Below are 18,023 nucleotides of genomic sequence, written 5' to 3' on the forward strand. Positions count from 1 at the left end.
TATCAGTCGGCGTCGTACGCGGCGGCAAGAAGCTGCACGGCTTCTGCGAACGAGGCTCCTTGCGCTTTCGCCGCGGCCGCGTACTCTGCGGCTACGCCGGCCAACGCACCCCAGCGGTCGTCCCGCGCGCAGACCACTGTGCCGTTTCTCCCCCGGGTAGCCACGACTCCGGCCGCTTCGAGTTCCTTGTATGCCCGGGCCACAGTGTGCGGGGCAACGTCCAACACTCCGGCAAGGTTACGCACGGGAGGCAGTTTTGCTCCGACTGCCAGGACTCCGGAGTCGGCGAGTTCAATGATCCGCAGCCGTAACTGTTCGAAAAGCGCTACCGCGCTGGTGGTATTGGGGCGCCAGGTGCCTGGAAAACCGCCCGTCGGAGTCACGAGGAACTCCGCAGGGGCGACTGCACCATGCGCGGCGTATGTCGTTCGAAGCATCCTTGGTCCATGCCGAGAATTAGACCAGCGACGCCGGAACGGGACAAGCCATCGCGACCCATGAAAGTCATTGCTACGCCAAAGGAAGCGTCCGTCGGACTCATGAATTCTTTCGGGCGACAGCAAAAATGCGCCGGAACGGGAAGACCGTTCCGTGACCCGTCGCCGGGTAAGCGTCACGCAGCATGGCGGAGTACTCAGCCTCGAACCGGGCGGCGTCAGTGGCGGAGAGCGCCGACAGCACTGGTCGGAGTCCTGTGCCGCGGACCCACTGCAGAACCGGATCTTCACCTGTCAGCAGCTGCTGGTAGGTGGTCTCCCAAGCGTCGGCGGAACATCCGGCGTCGAGCATGATGTTCAGGTAGTCCGCAGGACTGCCTACCGCGCCATCGTGCCGGAGCACGCCATCCAGCTTGGCCGACCATGAGGGAGATTCAGCGAGTTGCCGCATCAGCGTGTGGGAAGGGGACGTGAAATTCCCCGGCACCTGCATGGCAAACCAGGCGCCTGGTTGCAGGGCCCGAAGCCAGCTGGCCAACATCTCCTGGTGGCCGGGAACCCACTGGAGGGCGGCGTTGGTGATGACTACATCGGTATCATCCTCCGGAGCCCAATCCGCGATGTCGCCCTGCTGGAATTCCAGGCTGCCCAACGGCTGCGCGAGGGACTCCGCTTTATGGAGCATCTCCTCGGAAGAGTCGATTCCCATGATCCGGGCCTCCGGCCAGCGATCCGCCAGCGTAGCGGTGAGGTTCCCGGGGCCGCAGCCAAGGTCCACCACCTTGCGGGGGTCGCTGGCCTGGACCCTCGCGACCAGGTCATGGAATGGCCTGTCCCGATGGTTGCCGAACTCCACATATTTGGTCGGGTCCCACTTCATCAAAGCCTCCTGGCGTCTGGCAGCACTGCTGGGCAGAGCCTAAACCGTCCGGGCACTAAGCTGGAAACCAATGAAACTTCTTGAACAGCTTCCTGGTTCCACTGCCACCGGTCCCCTGGACCCGGACGAAATCTACACACGGTTCGTGGAGTGGACTGAGAGTCGCGGCCTGCAGCTCTACCCGGCGCAGGACGAAGCGATCATGGAGCTGGCCTCCGGCGCCAACGTTATCCTTGCCACCCCCACGGGCTCGGGGAAGTCACTGGTAGCCATTGCGGCCCACTTCGAAGCGATGGCACGCGGTCAGCGAAGCTACTACACGGCGCCCATCAAGGCCCTCGTGTCGGAAAAGTTCTTTGCTCTCTGCGACATCTTCGGCGCAGAGAACGTGGGCATGATTACGGGTGATTCCGGCGTGAACCAGGACGCCCCCATCATTTGCTGCACGGCTGAAATCCTTGCCAATATCGCACTCCGCGAAGGCCCGGCGGCTGAGCTGGGTTCCGTGATCATGGACGAATTCCATTTCTACTCCGATCCCCAGCGCGGTTGGGCGTGGCAGGTGCCGCTCCTGGAACTGCCCCAGGCGCAGTTCCTCCTGATGTCCGCGACCCTGGGCGATGTCACCCGTTTCGAAACCGGCCTCACCGAACTGACGGGCCGGACCACCACGACTGTGAGTTCGGCCGAACGTCCCATTCCGTTGCATTACTACTACCATCTGACTCCGGTTCACGAGACTCTGGAAGAACTGCTTTCCACCAAGCAGGTTCCCGTTTATGTGGTCCACTTCAGCCAGGCGGAAGCCATTGAGCGCGCCCAGAACCTCATGAGCATCAACATGTGCAGCCGGGCCGAGAAGGACCGCATAGCCGAGCTGATTGCAGGCTTCAGGTTCGCCGCGGGATTCGGAAAGACCCTCAACCGGCTGGTTCGCCACGGCATAGGCGTCCACCATGCCGGCATGCTCCCCAAGTACCGCCGCCTGGTGGAGCAACTCGCCCAGGCCGGGCTTCTCAAAGTGATCTGCGGTACCGACACTTTGGGGGTGGGCATCAACGTGCCCATCCGGACAGTGCTGTTGACGGCTCTGAGCAAGTACGACGGCGTACGCACCAGGTCTCTTAACTCGCGGGAGTTCCACCAGATTGCCGGCCGCGCTGGGCGCGCTGGGTATGACACTGCGGGCACTGTGGTGGTTCAGGCTCCGGACCACGTGGTGGAAAACACCAAAGCCATGGCGAAGGCCACCGCCAAGTTTGGCGATGACCAAAAGAAGTTGCGCCAAGTGGTCAAGAAGAAACCCCCCGAGGGATTTGTCTCGTGGGGCGAACCGACCTTCAAACGGCTGGTGGAGTCCGTACCCGAGCCGTTGACCTCCAGTTTCACCGTGACGCACGCGATGTTGCTGAACCTTATGGAGCGCCCTGGCGACCCCTTCCAGGCAACCCGGCGCCTGCTCAGCGAGAACCACGAGACCCGGGCCGCGCAACTGAAACTCATGAAGAAGGCCTTGGGAATCTACCGCGAACTACTCGCGGCCGGAGTTGTTGAACGGATTCCCGAGGACGAGCAGGAGGCTGAAGGACGCTCCGTACGCCTGACAGTGCACCTGCAAGCCAATTTTGCACTTAACCAGCCACTCTCCCCCTTCGCGCTGGCCGCACTGGAGCTGCTTGATCCGGAGTCGCCGTCGTACGCCTTGGACGTAGTCTCCGTTATCGAATCAACGCTGGAGAAGCCGCGGCAGATTCTCTCTGCACAGCAGAAGAAGGCGCGGGGCGAGGCCGTTGCCGCCATGAAGGCTGACGGCATCGAGTACGAACAGCGTATGGCCATGCTGGACGAAGTCACTTATCCCATGCCTTTGGCGGAAATCCTTGGCGAGGCCTTCGAGGTCTACCGCAAGGCGGCCCCGTGGGTGGGCGACTTCGAGCTCGCGCCCAAATCCATCATCCGGGACATGTACGAGCGCGCCATGAACTTCGGGGAATTCGTGCAGTTCTATGGACTGGCCCGTTCCGAGGGAATCGTCCTGCGATACCTTGCGGACGGGTTCCGGGCTCTTCGGCAGACCGTTCCCCAGGACTCGCTCCGGGAGGACCTTGAGGACCTCATAGCGTGGCTGGGCGAGTTGGTCCGTCAGGTGGATTCCAGCCTGCTGGACGAGTGGGAAGAGCTCACTTCCGGGCTTGCCCCCACACCGCATGACGCTCCCCCGCCCCCGCCGCCGCTGCTCACCGCAAACATCCGGGCCTTCAGGGTGATGGTTCGGAACGAAATGTTCCGCAGGGTTGAACTGTTCGCGGACGAGGACTCTGCAGCGCTCGGCGAACTCGACGGTGATGCCGGCTGGGACGCGGAGCGCTGGGAAGAAGTACTGGACGACTACTTCGATGAGCACGACGACATTGGCACGGGCCCTGACGCGCGTGGTCCCGGATTGCTCATCATCGCTGAGGAACCAGGTGCGTGGAAGGTTCGGCAGATCTTCGATGATCCGGCGCGCAACCACGATTGGGGAATCTCGGCCGACGTGGACCTGGCAGCATCCGACGAGTCCGGCACGGCGGTGGTCCGCGTGACAGACGTTAACCGGCTTTAGGCCACGCCACCGTGTCATCCGTCCCGGACCTGACCGGCAGCCTGCGGGAGCTGGAAGCCCTCCGCGCGGCGCATCCAGCGGCGTGTACCGGTCCTCGACGATGGTGGGATGGACCCTTGGACGTCGAGGGGTTGGCTTTGGCGTCCGTCCAGGCGGCGGCTACGGCGCTCGACGCCCTGACCGGCTCAGCCGGAATGTACACAGTGGCGTCGGGACTCACGGCAGCTTCGTTCGATTCCCTGGGGCACCTGAGGATTTCCGGCCTGAAGCCCGAGGGCTTTGCCCGGATGTCGGGTTTCCGGGCCACCGCGGACGGCTGGATCCGCCTGCATGCCAACTACCCACACCATGCTGCGCGGTTGATGGAAGCACTCTCGGCCGCGGGGCCGGAGGAGGTGGACCGGGTGCTGCGTTCCATGACCGCGCTGGAGGCAGAGGAAGCCATCACTGCCGGGAGGGGTGTTGCTGCGGCGGTCCGTACCCGGGAAGAGTGGACGGCAACACCAATGCATACGGCGGCAAGCACGGGACCGTGGATCGCTTTCACCCGTCCCGCAGCGCTGGAGAATGTTCTGCGGCCATCGTCGTGGATTCCCTCAACGGACCTTTCCCGGCCCCTGGCCGGACTCAGGGTCCTGGACCTGACCCGCGTCATAGCCGGGCCCACGGCCACGCGACTTCTGGGCGCCCTGGGTGCGGATGTCCTGCGGATCGATCCGCCCGGCCTTCCTGAGCTCACTGATGCCTTTGTCGACTCCGGGTTCGACAAACGCAGTGCTGAGGCCTATCTCAGGGATGCACATGACCTGGCAGTGATCAACAGTTTGGTCAGCTCAGCCGACGTCGTTGTCACCGGCTACCGCGACGGCGCCCTGGACGGTTTCGGACTTGGGTCCGGGGGCCTGTTGGCGCGCCGGCCTGACCTTGTGGTTGCCACGTTGACTGCCTGGGGAGGAAGCGGACCGTGGAAGGGCCGGCGCGGTTTCGACAGCCTGGTGCAGGCGGCCTCCGGGATCGCTGACAGGTACGGACAGCAGCATGACGACGGCGGGTGGAAGCCAGGTGTGTTGCCCGTCCAGGCCCTCGACCACGCCACTGGTTACGGGCTTGCCGCGGGCATGCTGTCGCTGTTGGCAGAGCGGGTCAGGACTGGAACCGGTGGAGCCGCGAAACTGTCTTTGGCACGCACGGCGGAGGAACTTTTCCGTTTGTCTTCGGTCAGGCCGGATACCCAGCCAGATCCGCTGCCCCGCCCGGAATACGCCCACGCGGACAGTCCTTATGGACTGCTCCGGTTTGTGGGGCCGCCCATGCTGGTTGACGGTGTTCCTTTACGGTACGGCAATGCCCCTGTGCGCTATGGAGCGTCGCCTATGTCCTGGCGGCAGGAAACCCGGCTCCCCTAGTAAGCTCGAATCCATGAGTGTCATCCGCCCAGCCACAGTTGAAGACGTCCCAGCGATCCTCCGTATGATCCATGATCTTGCGATCTATGAGAAGGAACCGGACGCGGTCAAAAACACCCCGGACATGCTCGCCGAAGTACTCTTTGGCGAGAACCCGCGCGTTTATGCCTCCATTGCGGAAAGCAGTGAGGGCACAGTACAAGGATTCGCGTTGTGGTTCCTGAACTACTCCACGTGGGAGGGTGTCCACGGGATTTACCTTGAGGACCTCTACGTGGTTCCCGAGGCCCGCGGCGAGGGCCATGGCAAGGCGCTGCTGCAGTATCTGGCCGCGACCGCCGTCGAGCGCGGATACGCCCGGGTGGAGTGGAGTGTCCTGAACTGGAACGAGCCCTCCATCAACTTCTACAAGAACCTGGGGGCCTTCCCGATGGAAGAATGGTCCACCTTCCGGCTGACGGGCGACGCACTTGGTGCTTTCGGCGCCGACGCGGGCCAGTCCAGCGAGGCGCTTGCCCATGGCTGACCAGAGCCCCTCCACAGACGTCCACAGCATCCGTGCCCGCCATGAATTCCGTGGTCTGCGGACTGTGGAGCATTACTTCACGGTTCCCTTGGTGCACACTCAGGATCCGGCCGAAAACCCAGGCGAGACCATCACGGTCTTCGCCAGGGAGTACTCATCCACGGACCACACGGCTGAGGACGCCGGCAAGCTTCCTTGGTTGTTGTTCCTGCAGGGCGGCCCTGGCGGCCGCGGTAACCGGGTCACATCGCTGTCAGGCTGGATGAAGGCGGCAGCGAAGGACTTCCGGATCCTGATGCTTGACCAGCGAGGCACGGGGTTGTCCACGCCGGTTGAGCGGCAGTCTCTGGAACGCCGGGGTGATGCCGCGGCCCAGGCAGAGTACCTTACCCACTTCCGCGCGGATTCCATCGTGGCCGACGCTGAGTACATTCGACATGCCTTGGGCTCCGCGCCATGGTCGGTGCTGGGCCAGAGCTTCGGCGGTTTTTGCGCGTTGACATATCTTTCATTCGCGCCGGAGGGGCTTCGGGAGGTCCTTATCACCGGTGGACTGGCCCCGCTCCACGGCGCAGCAGACCGCGTGTACAGTGCCACATTCCATCGTGTTGCCGCACGGAACGCCGAGTACTTCTCGTGGTACCCGGAGGACCGGGAAAGGGTCACGCGGATCGCCCGCCATCTGGAGCAGCAGCCGGAGTTCCTCGCCAGCGGCGAACGGCTGACTCCGGAACGGTTCCAAATGGTGGGGTCCTTCCTGGGCGGCAACACGAGGGTGGATGCGCTGCACTACCTTCTGGAGGACGCCTTCATCGAAACTCCCGCTGGAGAGCGCTTGTCCGAATCGTTCCTCGAGCAGGTACGGGGCCTGGTGAGTCGGGCCGCCAATCCCCTCTACGCCGTCCTGCACGAGTCGATCTATGCCCAGGGCGAAGCAACAAACTGGGCCGCGTGGCGCGTCTTGGAGGACTACCCGGAATTCAAACCGGAAGCCGAAGAGCCTCTGTTGACGGGCGAGATGGTGTACCCGTGGTACTTCGAACAGGACCCGGCGCTCGAGTCCCTGCGCGAAGTGGCTGAACTGTTGGCTGCCCGGAAAGACTGGACACCCTTGTACGACACCACGCAGCTGGCATCCAACACGGTGCCCGTGGCCGCTGCCGTGTACAAGGACGACATCTACGTGGATCACGACCTTTCCCTTGAAACGGCTGCGGCAGTACGTGGGCTGCAGCCGTGGGTCACCTCTGATTTCCACCATGACGGCATCGGCGAAGACGGCGAAGGCATCTTCGGCCGGCTGTTCGGAATGGTGCGCGCTGCCCGCTAGCTCGTGGGGTTTACCGACGCATCTTCCGCAGGGGCCGGCGACGTCCGGCGGCTCGCCATGACGGCTGTCAGGGCCAGCACCGCTGCGGCCATGACACTGGAAGCGATGTTGAGGCCTTGGTAGCCGATCCACGCCAGGAGCAGTCCGGAGGTGGCACCCCCGACTGCTCCTGCGGCACCCATCAGGGTGTCCGAAACCCCCTGTACAGTGACCCGCTGATCAGGCTCGACGCTCTCGGCCAACAGCGTTGATCCGGAGATGGTAGCCGCCGACCATCCCAACCCCAGGAGGATCAGCCCTGCCGTTACCAGGACCGGCTCTTGGTGGCCGAATCCAGCGATGAACACCGCCACCAAGAGGAGGCCGTGACCCATGGCAATGGTCTGGAAGCGCCCGGCTTTATCCGTGAGCCAACCCCACAGCGGGGACAGCGCAAACATTCCCGCGATGTGAAGCGAAATGGTGAGCCCGATAACTACCAACGCATCCGTACTGTCGGTGGTTCCGCCATGATGCCCTCCGTGGGACCCGCCAACAAGCTGCTGCAGGTGCAGGGGCGTCATGGACATGACCGCCACCATCACACCGTGGGCGGCCACTACGGCCGCGAGTGCCAGGATCGCCCTCGGGGATGAACGGACAGCACGAAGACCGGAACGGATGGTGCCCCTGACGGGCTGGGTCCCCGGGCCGCTTTCTGTGTCGCTTTTGGCCTCCGACGCCAGGCGCCGGGACAGCAGCAGCGGGTCCGGCCTCAAGCCCGCGAACAGGAGGCAGGCTGCCAGGAACAGCCCGGCTGCTGAGAACACGAAGGGGCCTGCGATCGGTGGCAGCCCAAGTGCCGCGCCTACCGCTGCGCCTGGCTGGATCAGGTTGGGCCCTGCCACGGCCCCGATGGTGATCGCCCAGACCACCGTGGACAGAGACCGCCCGCGGTGCTCCGGTTCGGCGAGGTCGACGGCGGCAAACCGCGCTTGGAGGTTCGCGGCCGTACCGAGCCCCAGGAGGGCTGCGCCCAGTAGGAGCAGCAGGAATGACTGGCTGGTCACGGAGGCGATGATGAGTAGCGCACCGGCCATTGCAGCCACCAAGCCGGTAACAAGTCCAACGCGCCGTCCGCGCGCCTCAGCCAACCTGGCCAGCGGGAGTGCTGCTACTGCCGCGGCCAACGTCAAGACGGTGGTAATGGAGCCCGCCCAGGCTTCGGACCCTGACAGGTCCACCGCGAGCAGTGAACCAATGGAAAGGGTGGCCCCGTTGCCCACCCCACTGAGCAGCTGGGCGGAGCTGAGCAGGAAAACAGAACGGCGCTGAACCCTTTGTGGGTCCAGCGCCGTAGTTGAAGTGGTAGTCACTTCACGAGACTACAACTTTCCGAGGAGACTTACTCTGCCTCGCTCATGCTCTTTTTTGCATCTTCCTCGAGCCGGGCATCCAGTTTGGCCTGGCGTGCCTGCGGGCTCAGGAGGCTGGCGATAACAGCCACGATGATGGTTCCGACAATGACCGCCAAGGACACGTAGGTGGGGATCTCCGGAGCCCACTCGATGTGGTGGCCACCGTTGATGAACGGAAGTTCGTTGACGTGCATGGCGTGCAGGACAAGCTTGACGCCGATGAAGGCAAGAATCACGGACAGGGCGTGCTTCAGGTACACCAGGCGTGTCATGAGTCCACCGAGGAGGAAGTACAGCTGGCGCAGGCCCATCAGTGCGAAAATGTTCGCCGTGAAGACGATGAAGGCACTCTGGGTCAGGCCGAAGATCGCGGGGATGGAGTCCACAGCGAAGAGGAGGTCCGTCAGGCCGATGGTCACGAAGACGATCAGCATGGGGGTGAAGACCTTCTTCCCGTCCACCACGGTGCGGATCTTGTTGCCGTCGAACTTTTCGGACATCGGCAGGACCTTGCGGAGGCGGGCAATCAGCGGGTTCTCTGCACCCTCTTCTTCGTCTTCGCCCGAGTCCTTGGCCTGCTTCCAAGCAGTCCAAAGGAGGAAGGCGCCGAAGATGTAGAAGACCCAGCTGAATTGTTCGATGACCACAGCGCCGAGTGCGATGAAGATACCGCGGAGAATCAGCGCGATGATGATGCCCACCATCAGCACTTCCTGCTGGTACTTACGGGGCACCGAGAAGCGGGCCATGATGATGATGAACACAAAGAGGTTGTCGATGCTGAGGCTGTACTCAGTGACCCACCCGGCGACGAACTGGCCGCCGTATTCCGGGCCGGCGAACGCGAACATGGCTACGGCAAAGAGCAGTGCCAGTCCTACATAGAAGCTGACCCACAGGCCGGCTTCCTTCATGGAAGGTTCATGGGGGCGCTTGACGACCAACAGGAGGTCGATCAGCAGGATGATTCCGAGAACGACAAACGAGCCGATCTCAAACCAGACGGGAAGCTGCATTAAAGGTGCCTTTCGCAGGGTACGGGAAAGCGGTGTAAGTCTCTCCGGCCTGCCAGGGTGCGGTGAATGCAAAATTGGCGGCCCGCTAGATCCGGCGAGGCATCTGTGCCTTGCGTGCTGACGGACGTAGCGCTTGGGATACTCCCCTACGTGACCTCAACCTTACCTTAGGCGTGCCCGGCGGACTGCATCTGGCGTAATTCGCGCTTCAACTCCTTGACTTCGTCACGGATGCGGGCGGCGACTTCGAACTGCAGTTCAGCAGCCGCCCCGTGCATCTGTTCAGTCAGCTGCTCAATGAGGCCCACCAGGTCTTCGGCTGGAGCGGCGGCGAGGCCATCCTGCCGAACTGTTGCCGCACCCTTGGCAGCCGACTTGCCGCGTTTGCCACCCTTGGCGAGTCGGTTGTTGTTGAGCAGCTCCTGGGTGTCTGCGTCTTCCTTGGCCAATTGGTCCGTGATATCAGCAATTTTCTTCCGCAACGGCTGGGGGTCGATGCCGTGGTCGGTGTTGTACTGCACCTGGATGGCGCGGCGCCGGTTGGTTTCTTCAATGGCGTGGGCCATGGAATCGGTGATCCGGTCCGCGTACATGTGGACTTGGCCCGACACGTTACGCGCTGCGCGGCCGATGGTCTGGATCAGTGAGGTGGACGAACGCAGGAACCCTTCCTTGTCAGCGTCGAGGATGCTCACGAGGGAAACCTCGGGCAGGTCAAGGCCTTCACGGAGGAGGTTGATGCCAACAAGGACATCAAAGACACCCATGCGGAGTTCCCGGAGCAGTTCCACACGCCGGAGGGTGTCAACGTCGGAGTGCAAGTACTCCACCTTGACGCCGTGACCTACCAAGTAGTCGGTGAGGTCTTCCGCCATCCTCTTGGTCAAGGTGGTGACCAGGACGCGTTCGTTCTTCTCCGTGCGGGTCCTGATTTCGCCCAGCAGATCGTCGATCTGGCCCTTGGTGGGCTTGACCACTACCTCGGGATCGATGAGGCCGGTGGGACGAATGATCTGCTGCACATAGCCATCAGCTTTGCCGAGCTCGTACTTACCGGGGGTTGCGGACAGGTACACCGTCTGGCCAATGCGTTCAAGGAACTCATCCCATTTCAGCGGCCGGTTGTCCATGGCGGACGGAAGGCGGAAGCCGAAGTCCACGAGGTTTCGCTTACGTGACATGTCGCCCTCGTACATGGCACCGATCTGCGGGATAGTGACATGCGATTCGTCAACGACCAGCAGGAAGTCGTCCGGGAAGTAGTCGATGAGGCAGTGCGGGGCGGTCCCGGGATTACGGCCGTCAATGTGCACGGAGTAATTCTCAATGCCGTTGCAGAAACCCATCTGCTGCATCATTTCGAGGTCGTACGTGGTGCGCATCCGGAGCCGCTGGGCTTCCACCAGTTTGTTCTGGCTTTCCAGGACCTTCAAGCGGTCAGCGAGTTCGTCCTCGATGCGCTTGATGGCACGGGCCATCCGCTCAGGACCCGCAACGTAGTGTGATGCCGGGAAGACATACATCTCTTCTTCGTCCCGGAGCACTTCCCCGGTGAGGGGGTGGAGGGTCTGGATGTTCTCAATTTCGTCGCCGAAGAATTCAATCCTGATGGCAAGTTCCTCGTACATGGGGATGATCTCCACAGTGTCGCCACGTACGCGGAACGTGCCCCGGTGGAAGTCCATGTCGTTGCGGGCGTACTGCATGGAGACGAATTTCCGGAGGAGGTGGTCCCGGTTCATTTCCGCACCCTTGCGGAGCGTCACCATGCCGGCGATGTATTCTTCGGGCGTTCCCAGGCCGTAGATGCATGACACCGTGGCCACCACGATGACGTCGCGGCGGGTCAAGAGCGCGTTGGTGGCGGAGTGGCGCAGCCGTTCAACTTCCTCGTTGATGGAGGAGTCCTTTTCAATGAAGGTGTCCGTCTGGGCTACGTACGCTTCCGGCTGGTAGTAGTCGTAATAAGAGACGAAGTACTCCACCGCGTTGTTGGGCAGAAGTTCCCGGAATTCATTGGCCAATTGCGCCGCAAGGGTCTTGTTCTGGACCATGACCAGAGTTGGCCGCTGGACCTGTTCGATGAGCCACGCGGTGGTGGCGCTCTTGCCCGTGCCAGTGGCGCCGAGGAGGACTACGTCTTTTTCACCGTTGTTGATTCGTTCCGTCAGTTCTGCAATGGCTGTCGGCTGATCACCGGCGGGCTTAAACTCACTGATCACTTCGAAAGGCGCGACGACACGATTGATTTCCTGGGCAAGGCTCATAAAACCAATCTACCCCCGACCCAGGACAGCTACTGTCCGCGTTTGCCTTCAGCAGAAGACATATACGACGGCGCTTGCCACCCTGTGCGCTTTGCCCACTCGTCCATGAGCGGCCAGGCGACGTCGGTGAACCAAGGTTCCTTGGCATCCGCGTAGGCGCCCGTATCCTGGTCCCCTGCATGGATGCGGGCGAGCTCGCTTTTGTGGGCCTCGTACAGGGCAACGGCTGACGGCTCTGCCCGCAACCAATCGCGGAAAAGCAGCGCATAGTGCCATCCGGGCGATCCCACTGCGCGTAGGTGCAGGTTCACTGTCCGGCCGGGGTCGGCGTTGGCATGGAATCGCTTCTGCCAACCCTCCGGTTCCGGGCACCAGGGTTTTGGAGTGTCCTGATTGGCATGAGGCACCGGGGGGAACCCGGCAGCTGCCAGCTGCGGCGCAATCCGGTCCGCCGTGTCCAGGTCCACCACGGTCACTTGGAGGTCAACCACGTCCTTGGCGGCCAGCCCGGGCACCGACGTTGAGCCGATATGGTCCACGGCCAGGATGTCCTGCGGTGCGGCATCGGCAATGCGGGCGGCAAGGCGATCGGCCTGGCGGCTCCACTCATCCGTCGACGGGGTCATCACGGGGCCGACATGCCTTTGGGCCCTGGTCCCCCGGCTGATGTTCTCTGCAAAGGGCAACAGCCTCCCATTCCACAACGCGTCAACCTCGGCCAGCAGTTCGTCTCGGCCTCCGGCGTTTGCCAGGATGACGTCGGCAGCTGCATTGCGTTCCTCGCGGGTAGCCTGGGCTGCCATGCGGGCCTTTGCTTCGTCCGCAGTCATCCCGCGGAACTCCACCATGCGTTGGATGCGAACGTCGTCGGGAGCATCCACCACCACCACCAAATGAAAGTTTCTGCCTTGCCCGGTTTCTACGAGGAGCGGGATGTCCTGCACCACTACGTCGTGAGGGCCGGCACCTGCCATGATCGTCGCTGCAGCCTGGCGGACCAACGGATGGACGATGCTGTTGAGCACCTCGCGATGGGATGGATCCTGGAACACGATGGCTCCGAGCTTGGGCCGATCCAGTCTGCCGTCTGCGTCGAGGATGCCCGGACCGAACGCTTCAACGACACGGCGAAGACCTGGTGTGCCTGGCTCCACCACCTGGCGGGCAATGAGGTCTGCGTCAATCAACAGCGCGCCCAGTTCCTGCAACCTGGATGCCACCAATGACTTTCCTGAGGCGATGCCGCCCGTCAACCCGATCTTCAACACTCCTCAACACTAGACTGAAGCGGTGGAAAATGAGGAAGACAGCCGCGCAACCAACTACACGGCACTGGCGGCTGGCCCTGAGTTTCGCCACGAGCTGGAAATACGCCGGTCACGTTTCATCACGGTTCTGCGGCGTTCCCCTGATGAGGAATCTGCCCGCTCCCTGGTAGCGGACTTGCGGCGGGAATTCCACGATGCCCGCCACCATTGCTCGGCGTTCGTCATCGGGCCGGACCGGATGATCCAACGCTCCAGTGATGACGGCGAACCTTCCGGCACCGCCGGCATCCCCATGCTTGAGGCGCTCATCAAACGCGAGACAACGCCGGGGGTCACAGACCTCAGTGACGTGAGTGCCGTCGTCGTGCGCTATTTCGGTGGAATACTCCTGGGCGCCGGCGGGCTGGTACGTGCTTACTCTGAATCAGTCTCTACCGCTTTGGATCTCGCTCCACTTGTGCAGCGGCGAAGGCTGCGGCTATGCGCCATGGACGTTCCCCATGCGGATGCGGGCCGATTGGAAAATGAACTTCGCAATGCCGGCTACGTCATGGCCGCAACTGGTTACGAGGCCCGGCATGCCATTCTTCGGGTGGCCCTGCCGGATCGGCCCGACGATATCGCGGAGGCCCGATCACGGGTGGCCTCGCTGACGGCTGGCAGCGCACAGCTGCGGCTTGAAGGAACCGAATGGATCGACCTCCCTCACTGACACGCCGCGGGGTCTCAATCAGTGGGATATTGAAGCGGGTATTAAGCAGAAGGACCCCTGCCCAGGAGGCAGGGGTCCTTCTTTGGCTATTCAGCACATCCCGTGAGGGAGGCGGAATTAGTTGCCGGTCAGCTTCTCACGCAGTGCGGCGAGTGCTTCGTCGGACGCCAGGGTACCAGCGTTGGACTCTGCAGCAGCCGGCTCCGAGGAGTAGCTAGTGGTGCCGGAATCGCTCTCACCGGACGTTGCAGCAGCAGCGTCGTCAGCAGCGTGCTGGGCAACCTGCTTCTTGTGGGCTTCCCAACGGGTCTGGGCGTCAGCGTACTGCTGCTCCCAAGCTGCACGCTGGGTCTCGTAGCCTTCGAGCCATTCGTTCGACTCGGGGTCGAAGCCCTCGGGGTACTTGTAGTTGCCCTCTTCGTCGTACTCAGCGGCCATGCCGTACAGAGCGGGATCGAACTCGGTGCTGTCAGCGTCAACGCCCTCGTTAGCCTGCTTGAGGGAGAGGGAGATGCGGCGACGCTCGAGGTCGATGTCGATGACCTTGACGAACAGTTCGTCACCAACGGAGACAACCTGCTCGGCGAGCTCAACGTGGCGGACAGCCAGCTCGGAGATGTGCACGAGGCCTTCGATGCCGTCTTCGACGCGAACGAACGCACCGAACGGAACCAGCTTGGTGACCTTACCCGGAACAACCTGGCCGAGGGCGTGGGTGCGGGCGAAGGTCTGCCACGGATCTTCCTGCGTAGCCTTGAGCGACAGGGAGACACGCTCGCGGTCCAGATCCACTTCGAGGACCTCGACGGTGACTTCCTGGCCAACCTCGACAACCTCGGACGGGTGGTCGATGTGCTTCCAGGACAGCTCGGAAACGTGAACGAGGCCGTCTACGCCGCCGAGGTCCACGAATGCACCGAAGTTGACGATGGAGGAAACAACGCCCGGACGAACCTGGCCCTTTTCCAGCTTGTTGAGGAACGTGGAACGAACCTCGGACTGAGTCTGCTCGAGCCATGCACGGCGGGACAGCACAACGTTGTTGCGGTTCTTGTCCAGCTCGATGATCTTGGCTTCGATCTGCTGACCGATGTACGGAGCAAGGTCGCGGACGCGACGCATCTCGACGAGGGATGCGGGCAGGAAGCCGCGCAGGCCGATGTCCAGGATGAGGCCACCCTTGACAACCTCGATGACGGTACCGGTAACGACACCGTCTTCTTCCTTGACCTTCTCGATGTCGCCCCAGGCGCGCTCGTACTGCGCACGCTTCTTGGAGAGAATCAGACGGCCTTCTTTGTCTTCCTTGGTGAGAACCAAAGCTTCGACCTGATCGCCAACGGCGACAACGTCACCGGGATCAACATCGTGCTTGATGGAAAGCTCGCGGGAAGGGATGACACCTTCGGTCTTGTAACCGATGTCGAGCAGAACTTCGTCGCGGTCGACCTTGACGACGGTACCTTCGACGAGGTCTCCGTCGTTGAAGTACTTGATGGTCGCGTCGACAGCTGCGAGGAAGTCCTCAGCGGTACCGATGTCGTTAATGGCGACTACGGGGGTACCGGGCTTCTCGGTGGAGGTGATGGTCATGTAGTAGGGGCTCCGTTGTGGATAGTGAGTCGGTCAGGCAAACCGCTGCCGCCCGGGTCCGGACGGCAGAACACGGCAAATTACCGGGTCATCCTGATTTGTGGATTAGTACACTGCAATTAATACAAAATGGATGCATGCACGTAGTACACGCCCGTTTATTCTAGTCGCATTGGCAAAGCAGGGTCAAAAGGAGCGTTACAGCGGCAGAACGTCTGCCAAACTCCCGAAGGTAACACCCCGGTCCAGCAGTCCAGGCAAGGCGCGGGCATAGCCCTCCGCGGTTCCGGCTGCCGGCCTGTTGAAATGTGAAATAACAATGTCTCCGGACGCCACCCGCCCCACCTCGGCGGCGACAGTAGCCGCTGGATAGGTGGCACCACCGTCACCGTTGACAGTGAAGTTCACCGGCAACATGCCGAGCCTGCGGGTCATCTCTACTGCGACGTCGTCGTAGAACGCAGTCCCGGGACGGAAGAAGCGTGGAGCGGTTCCCACCAGTCCCTGCATGACTGCATGGTTGCCCATGAGCTCGTCGTAGGCCGCGGCCGCGCTGGCCGTCCCCGCGATCCCATAGGCGGACTTCCCGGAGACTGACAACGGGAGGTGGGCGGTGCCGTGGTTGGCCAGTTCGAAAAGCGGGTCAGCGGCCAATTCCGCCGAGAGCGACGGATTGGCGTGGATCCAGCGGCTGTTGATGAACAATGTCGCCGGGACGCTGAGCTTTCTTAGGGTCTGAAGGAGTTTGTGGTCGCACCCCGTACCGCCCGGACCGCCGCATGCGTCAAAAGTCAACGCCACGCTGTGTGACGTTGACTTGTTCACGACACCCGAAATGTGGAGGCCCCATTCTTTGGGTTGCCTCCCTGCAAATTCGGCAAGGAGCTGTTGCTTATCCGGTACTGCAGGGGGCCTTGAAGGTGTGGCCGGTGCAAGGGCAGCAGCAGCCTGCTCGCTGGATCTGGCCGCGATGGACGGAGGTGGTGTGGCCGGGCCCGTCCGCTGGTGCATGGACTGCGCCCCTGCCGATGGACGGTCGACCTGTGTGCCATCAGCGCATGCTGCCAGGGCGGCCGACGCGAAGCCGGCCATTCCAAGCAGCACTGACCGCCGGCCGGCCAAAGGCCGCCGCTTGGAATCCCCCATGGATGTCCCTCACTGGTTGTGACTATGTGGTTGTTGTGACTACGCCGTTGTTGTGACTATGCCGTTGTTGTTGCTGCGAGCCTGCTAGAAATGGGTCAGGCAATGCGCGGGTCGCTCCACCGCGAAGAGCTGCTGTGCGTGGAGCGCAGCGCCCGGCGTCTTCTCGCGGATGCGGCCGGCAGCGGCCAAGGTCACCGGCGACACCGCTCCCAGGTAGATGGACGCGAGATCCGCAACATCCATGCTGAGGTCAGGCGTCCGACCCGACGCGTCATTCACGACGGCGGCAGCACCGCCGTCGGACTCCAGAACCCAGGTGCCACCCGCCAAACCCAAAGAATCTGTAATCTCCAGCACCAGAGTGCCGGACGCAGGGTAGCTGCGGGCCCGCAAAGCGGCTGCCGTGTCCAGAATCCTGAGCCAGAGCATGTCGCGGATTTCCGAAGCATCAATGCACCTCGGATCCTCAAGCGCCCACGCCAGGGGATCGTCCACTGGCGCCTCGGCCCACGTCACTTCGTCGATGAGGTCGATGCTGCCCAGGAAACGCCACAGGTCAAGATATCCGGCGTTGGTTGCCGCAACGAGGTCCACGATTTCCATGGTGTAGGGCTTGTGGTCCCAGCCCTTGAAGCGGTAGGAAACGTAACCGTCCAACGTTCCGGCCAGGTCATAGTGCAAGGCACAGCGGACACTGGTGTCCGGCTTGCCATCGTGGCCGATCGAGCCGGAGGCAACCAGCCGGTAGTACTCCTGCCGGTCAATGGAACCCGGCGAGAGCCGCTGGACTCTTTCGAACACCTGTGGCGCCACGTCCAACAGCACAGAAGGATCGGCGACTTCCACAGTGCCTTCCTGCACTCCCCTGAGTCGGAATCGAGGGCCGGTATCAACCTTGATGCTCCGCTCAAAGGTGGCCACGCCGAAGCCGAAGCGACCATAGATGGACCCCTCGGAAGCCGTGAGTGCCGCCATGGCGAGGCCATCATCCTTGGCAGCCTCCAGGTCGGCGGTGATCATGCCGCGAAGTATGCCGTTCCGGCGGTGGGTTCCGCGGACTGTCACAGCCGTGACCAGATTGGATTCCAACTGGCGGCCAAAGCCAATGTTCAAGGCCTTCCGCATGGTGGCGTATGTCGCCACGGGAACGTCGGCCGCCATCGAGTGGTCGGGCACGCTGCCGTTGACATAGACGCCGGTCAGCTCCCGCTGGTCCGTCTGGTAGGCCTTGAGAGTCTTGGCCAAGTACTCGGCATCGCGTCGTTGCTGGTGGAATCCGTGGGAGACCGCCTGCACCCAGGTGGTGCAGCGGCCGTAGCCTGCGTCAGCGGGATCGGCTACGGCAGGGAATCGCCGGACGGAATATTTTGCAAGGTTTGGTTCATTGGGATCAGCCACGTCCCCGAGCCTAGCCAGACGCCCGAGGGCGCGCCACCATCT

14 protein-coding genes are annotated in these 18,023 nt (G+C 62.5%); 5 read left to right on the forward strand and 9 right to left on the reverse strand.

The genetic code is table 11. From position 1 onward, the window contains the following. Positions 1-2: 2 nt before the first annotated feature. Both N7568_RS01765 and N7568_RS01770 read right to left on the reverse strand, forming a co-directional pair. Positions 3-383 carry a GntR family transcriptional regulator gene (locus N7568_RS01765; protein WP_261608486.1) on the reverse strand — a complete coding sequence of 127 codons (381 nt, stop codon included), beginning with the start codon at positions 381-383 and terminating at the stop codon, positions 3-5. 154 nt (positions 384-537) lie between these two features. Then, on the reverse strand, positions 538-1,317 hold the full coding sequence (locus N7568_RS01770) for a trans-aconitate 2-methyltransferase (protein WP_261608193.1): 780 nt from the start codon (positions 1,315-1,317) through the stop codon (positions 538-540). Between the two features lie 70 nt (positions 1,318-1,387). Between N7568_RS01770 and N7568_RS01775 the strand changes: the two genes are divergently transcribed. Genes N7568_RS01775 through N7568_RS01790 form a run of 4 tightly spaced genes read left to right on the forward strand, consistent with a single transcriptional unit; the run spans position 1,388 to position 7,184 of the window. Beyond that, a complete protein-coding gene (locus N7568_RS01775) occupies positions 1,388-3,922 on the forward strand; it encodes a DEAD/DEAH box helicase (RefSeq protein WP_261608194.1) in 2,535 nt (844 codons plus the stop codon). A gap of 11 nt (positions 3,923-3,933) precedes the next feature. Further along, entirely contained in the window at positions 3,934-5,328 is a 1,395-nt protein-coding gene (locus N7568_RS01780) for a CoA transferase (RefSeq protein ID WP_261608195.1), read from the forward strand. A gap of 13 nt (positions 5,329-5,341) precedes the next feature. Continuing rightward, positions 5,342-5,854 (forward strand): GNAT family N-acetyltransferase, encoded by a 513-nt coding sequence (locus tag N7568_RS01785; RefSeq protein ID WP_261608196.1) that lies wholly within the window; start codon positions 5,342-5,344, stop codon positions 5,852-5,854. Beyond that, positions 5,847-7,184, forward strand: coding sequence for an alpha/beta hydrolase (locus tag N7568_RS01790; RefSeq protein WP_261608197.1), 1,338 nt, complete (start codon positions 5,847-5,849; stop codon positions 7,182-7,184). Before N7568_RS01785 ends, N7568_RS01790 begins: the two co-directional genes overlap by 8 nt. Here N7568_RS01790 and N7568_RS01795 read toward each other — a convergent pair. From N7568_RS01795 to coaE, 4 genes are all read right to left on the reverse strand, one after another. After that, positions 7,181-8,539, reverse strand: a complete 1,359-nt coding sequence (locus tag N7568_RS01795; protein ID WP_261608198.1) for an MFS transporter — start codon at positions 8,537-8,539, stop codon at positions 7,181-7,183. The genes N7568_RS01790 and N7568_RS01795 overlap by 4 nt on opposite strands. Positions 8,540-8,568: 29 nt before the next feature. Beyond that, positions 8,569-9,597, reverse strand: a complete 1,029-nt coding sequence (locus N7568_RS01800) for a TerC family protein (RefSeq protein WP_261608199.1) — start codon at positions 9,595-9,597, stop codon at positions 8,569-8,571. Between the two features lie 167 nt (positions 9,598-9,764). Continuing rightward, on the reverse strand, positions 9,765-11,864 hold the full coding sequence (uvrB, locus tag N7568_RS01805) for an excinuclease ABC subunit UvrB (RefSeq protein ID WP_026540607.1): 2,100 nt from the start codon (positions 11,862-11,864) through the stop codon (positions 9,765-9,767). Between the two features lie 29 nt (positions 11,865-11,893). Next, on the reverse strand, positions 11,894-13,132 hold the full coding sequence (gene coaE / locus N7568_RS01810) for a dephospho-CoA kinase (protein ID WP_261608200.1): 1,239 nt from the start codon (positions 13,130-13,132) through the stop codon (positions 11,894-11,896). 22 nt (positions 13,133-13,154) lie between these two features. On the opposite strand from coaE, the gene N7568_RS01815 reads away from it, so the two are divergent. After that, on the forward strand, positions 13,155-13,844 hold the full coding sequence (locus tag N7568_RS01815) for an IMPACT family protein (RefSeq protein WP_261608201.1): 690 nt from the start codon (positions 13,155-13,157) through the stop codon (positions 13,842-13,844). A 117-nt stretch (positions 13,845-13,961) separates the two neighbouring features. On the opposite strand, the gene rpsA is transcribed toward N7568_RS01815, so the two are convergent. From rpsA to N7568_RS01830, 3 genes are all read right to left on the reverse strand, one after another. Next, a complete protein-coding gene (gene rpsA, locus N7568_RS01820) occupies positions 13,962-15,437 on the reverse strand; it encodes a 30S ribosomal protein S1 (RefSeq protein WP_011774756.1) in 1,476 nt (491 codons plus the stop codon). Between the two features lie 198 nt (positions 15,438-15,635). Beyond that, on the reverse strand, positions 15,636-16,583 hold the full coding sequence (locus N7568_RS01825; RefSeq protein WP_261608202.1) for a polysaccharide deacetylase family protein: 948 nt from the start codon (positions 16,581-16,583) through the stop codon (positions 15,636-15,638). Between the two features lie 84 nt (positions 16,584-16,667). Then, positions 16,668-17,981, reverse strand: coding sequence for a GNAT family N-acetyltransferase (locus tag N7568_RS01830; protein ID WP_261608203.1), 1,314 nt, complete (start codon positions 17,979-17,981; stop codon positions 16,668-16,670). Positions 17,982-18,023: the final 42 nt, after the last annotated feature.

Source organism: Paenarthrobacter aurescens (assembly GCF_025421775.1).
GTDB lineage: Bacteria > Actinomycetota > Actinomycetes > Actinomycetales > Micrococcaceae > Arthrobacter > Arthrobacter aurescens_B.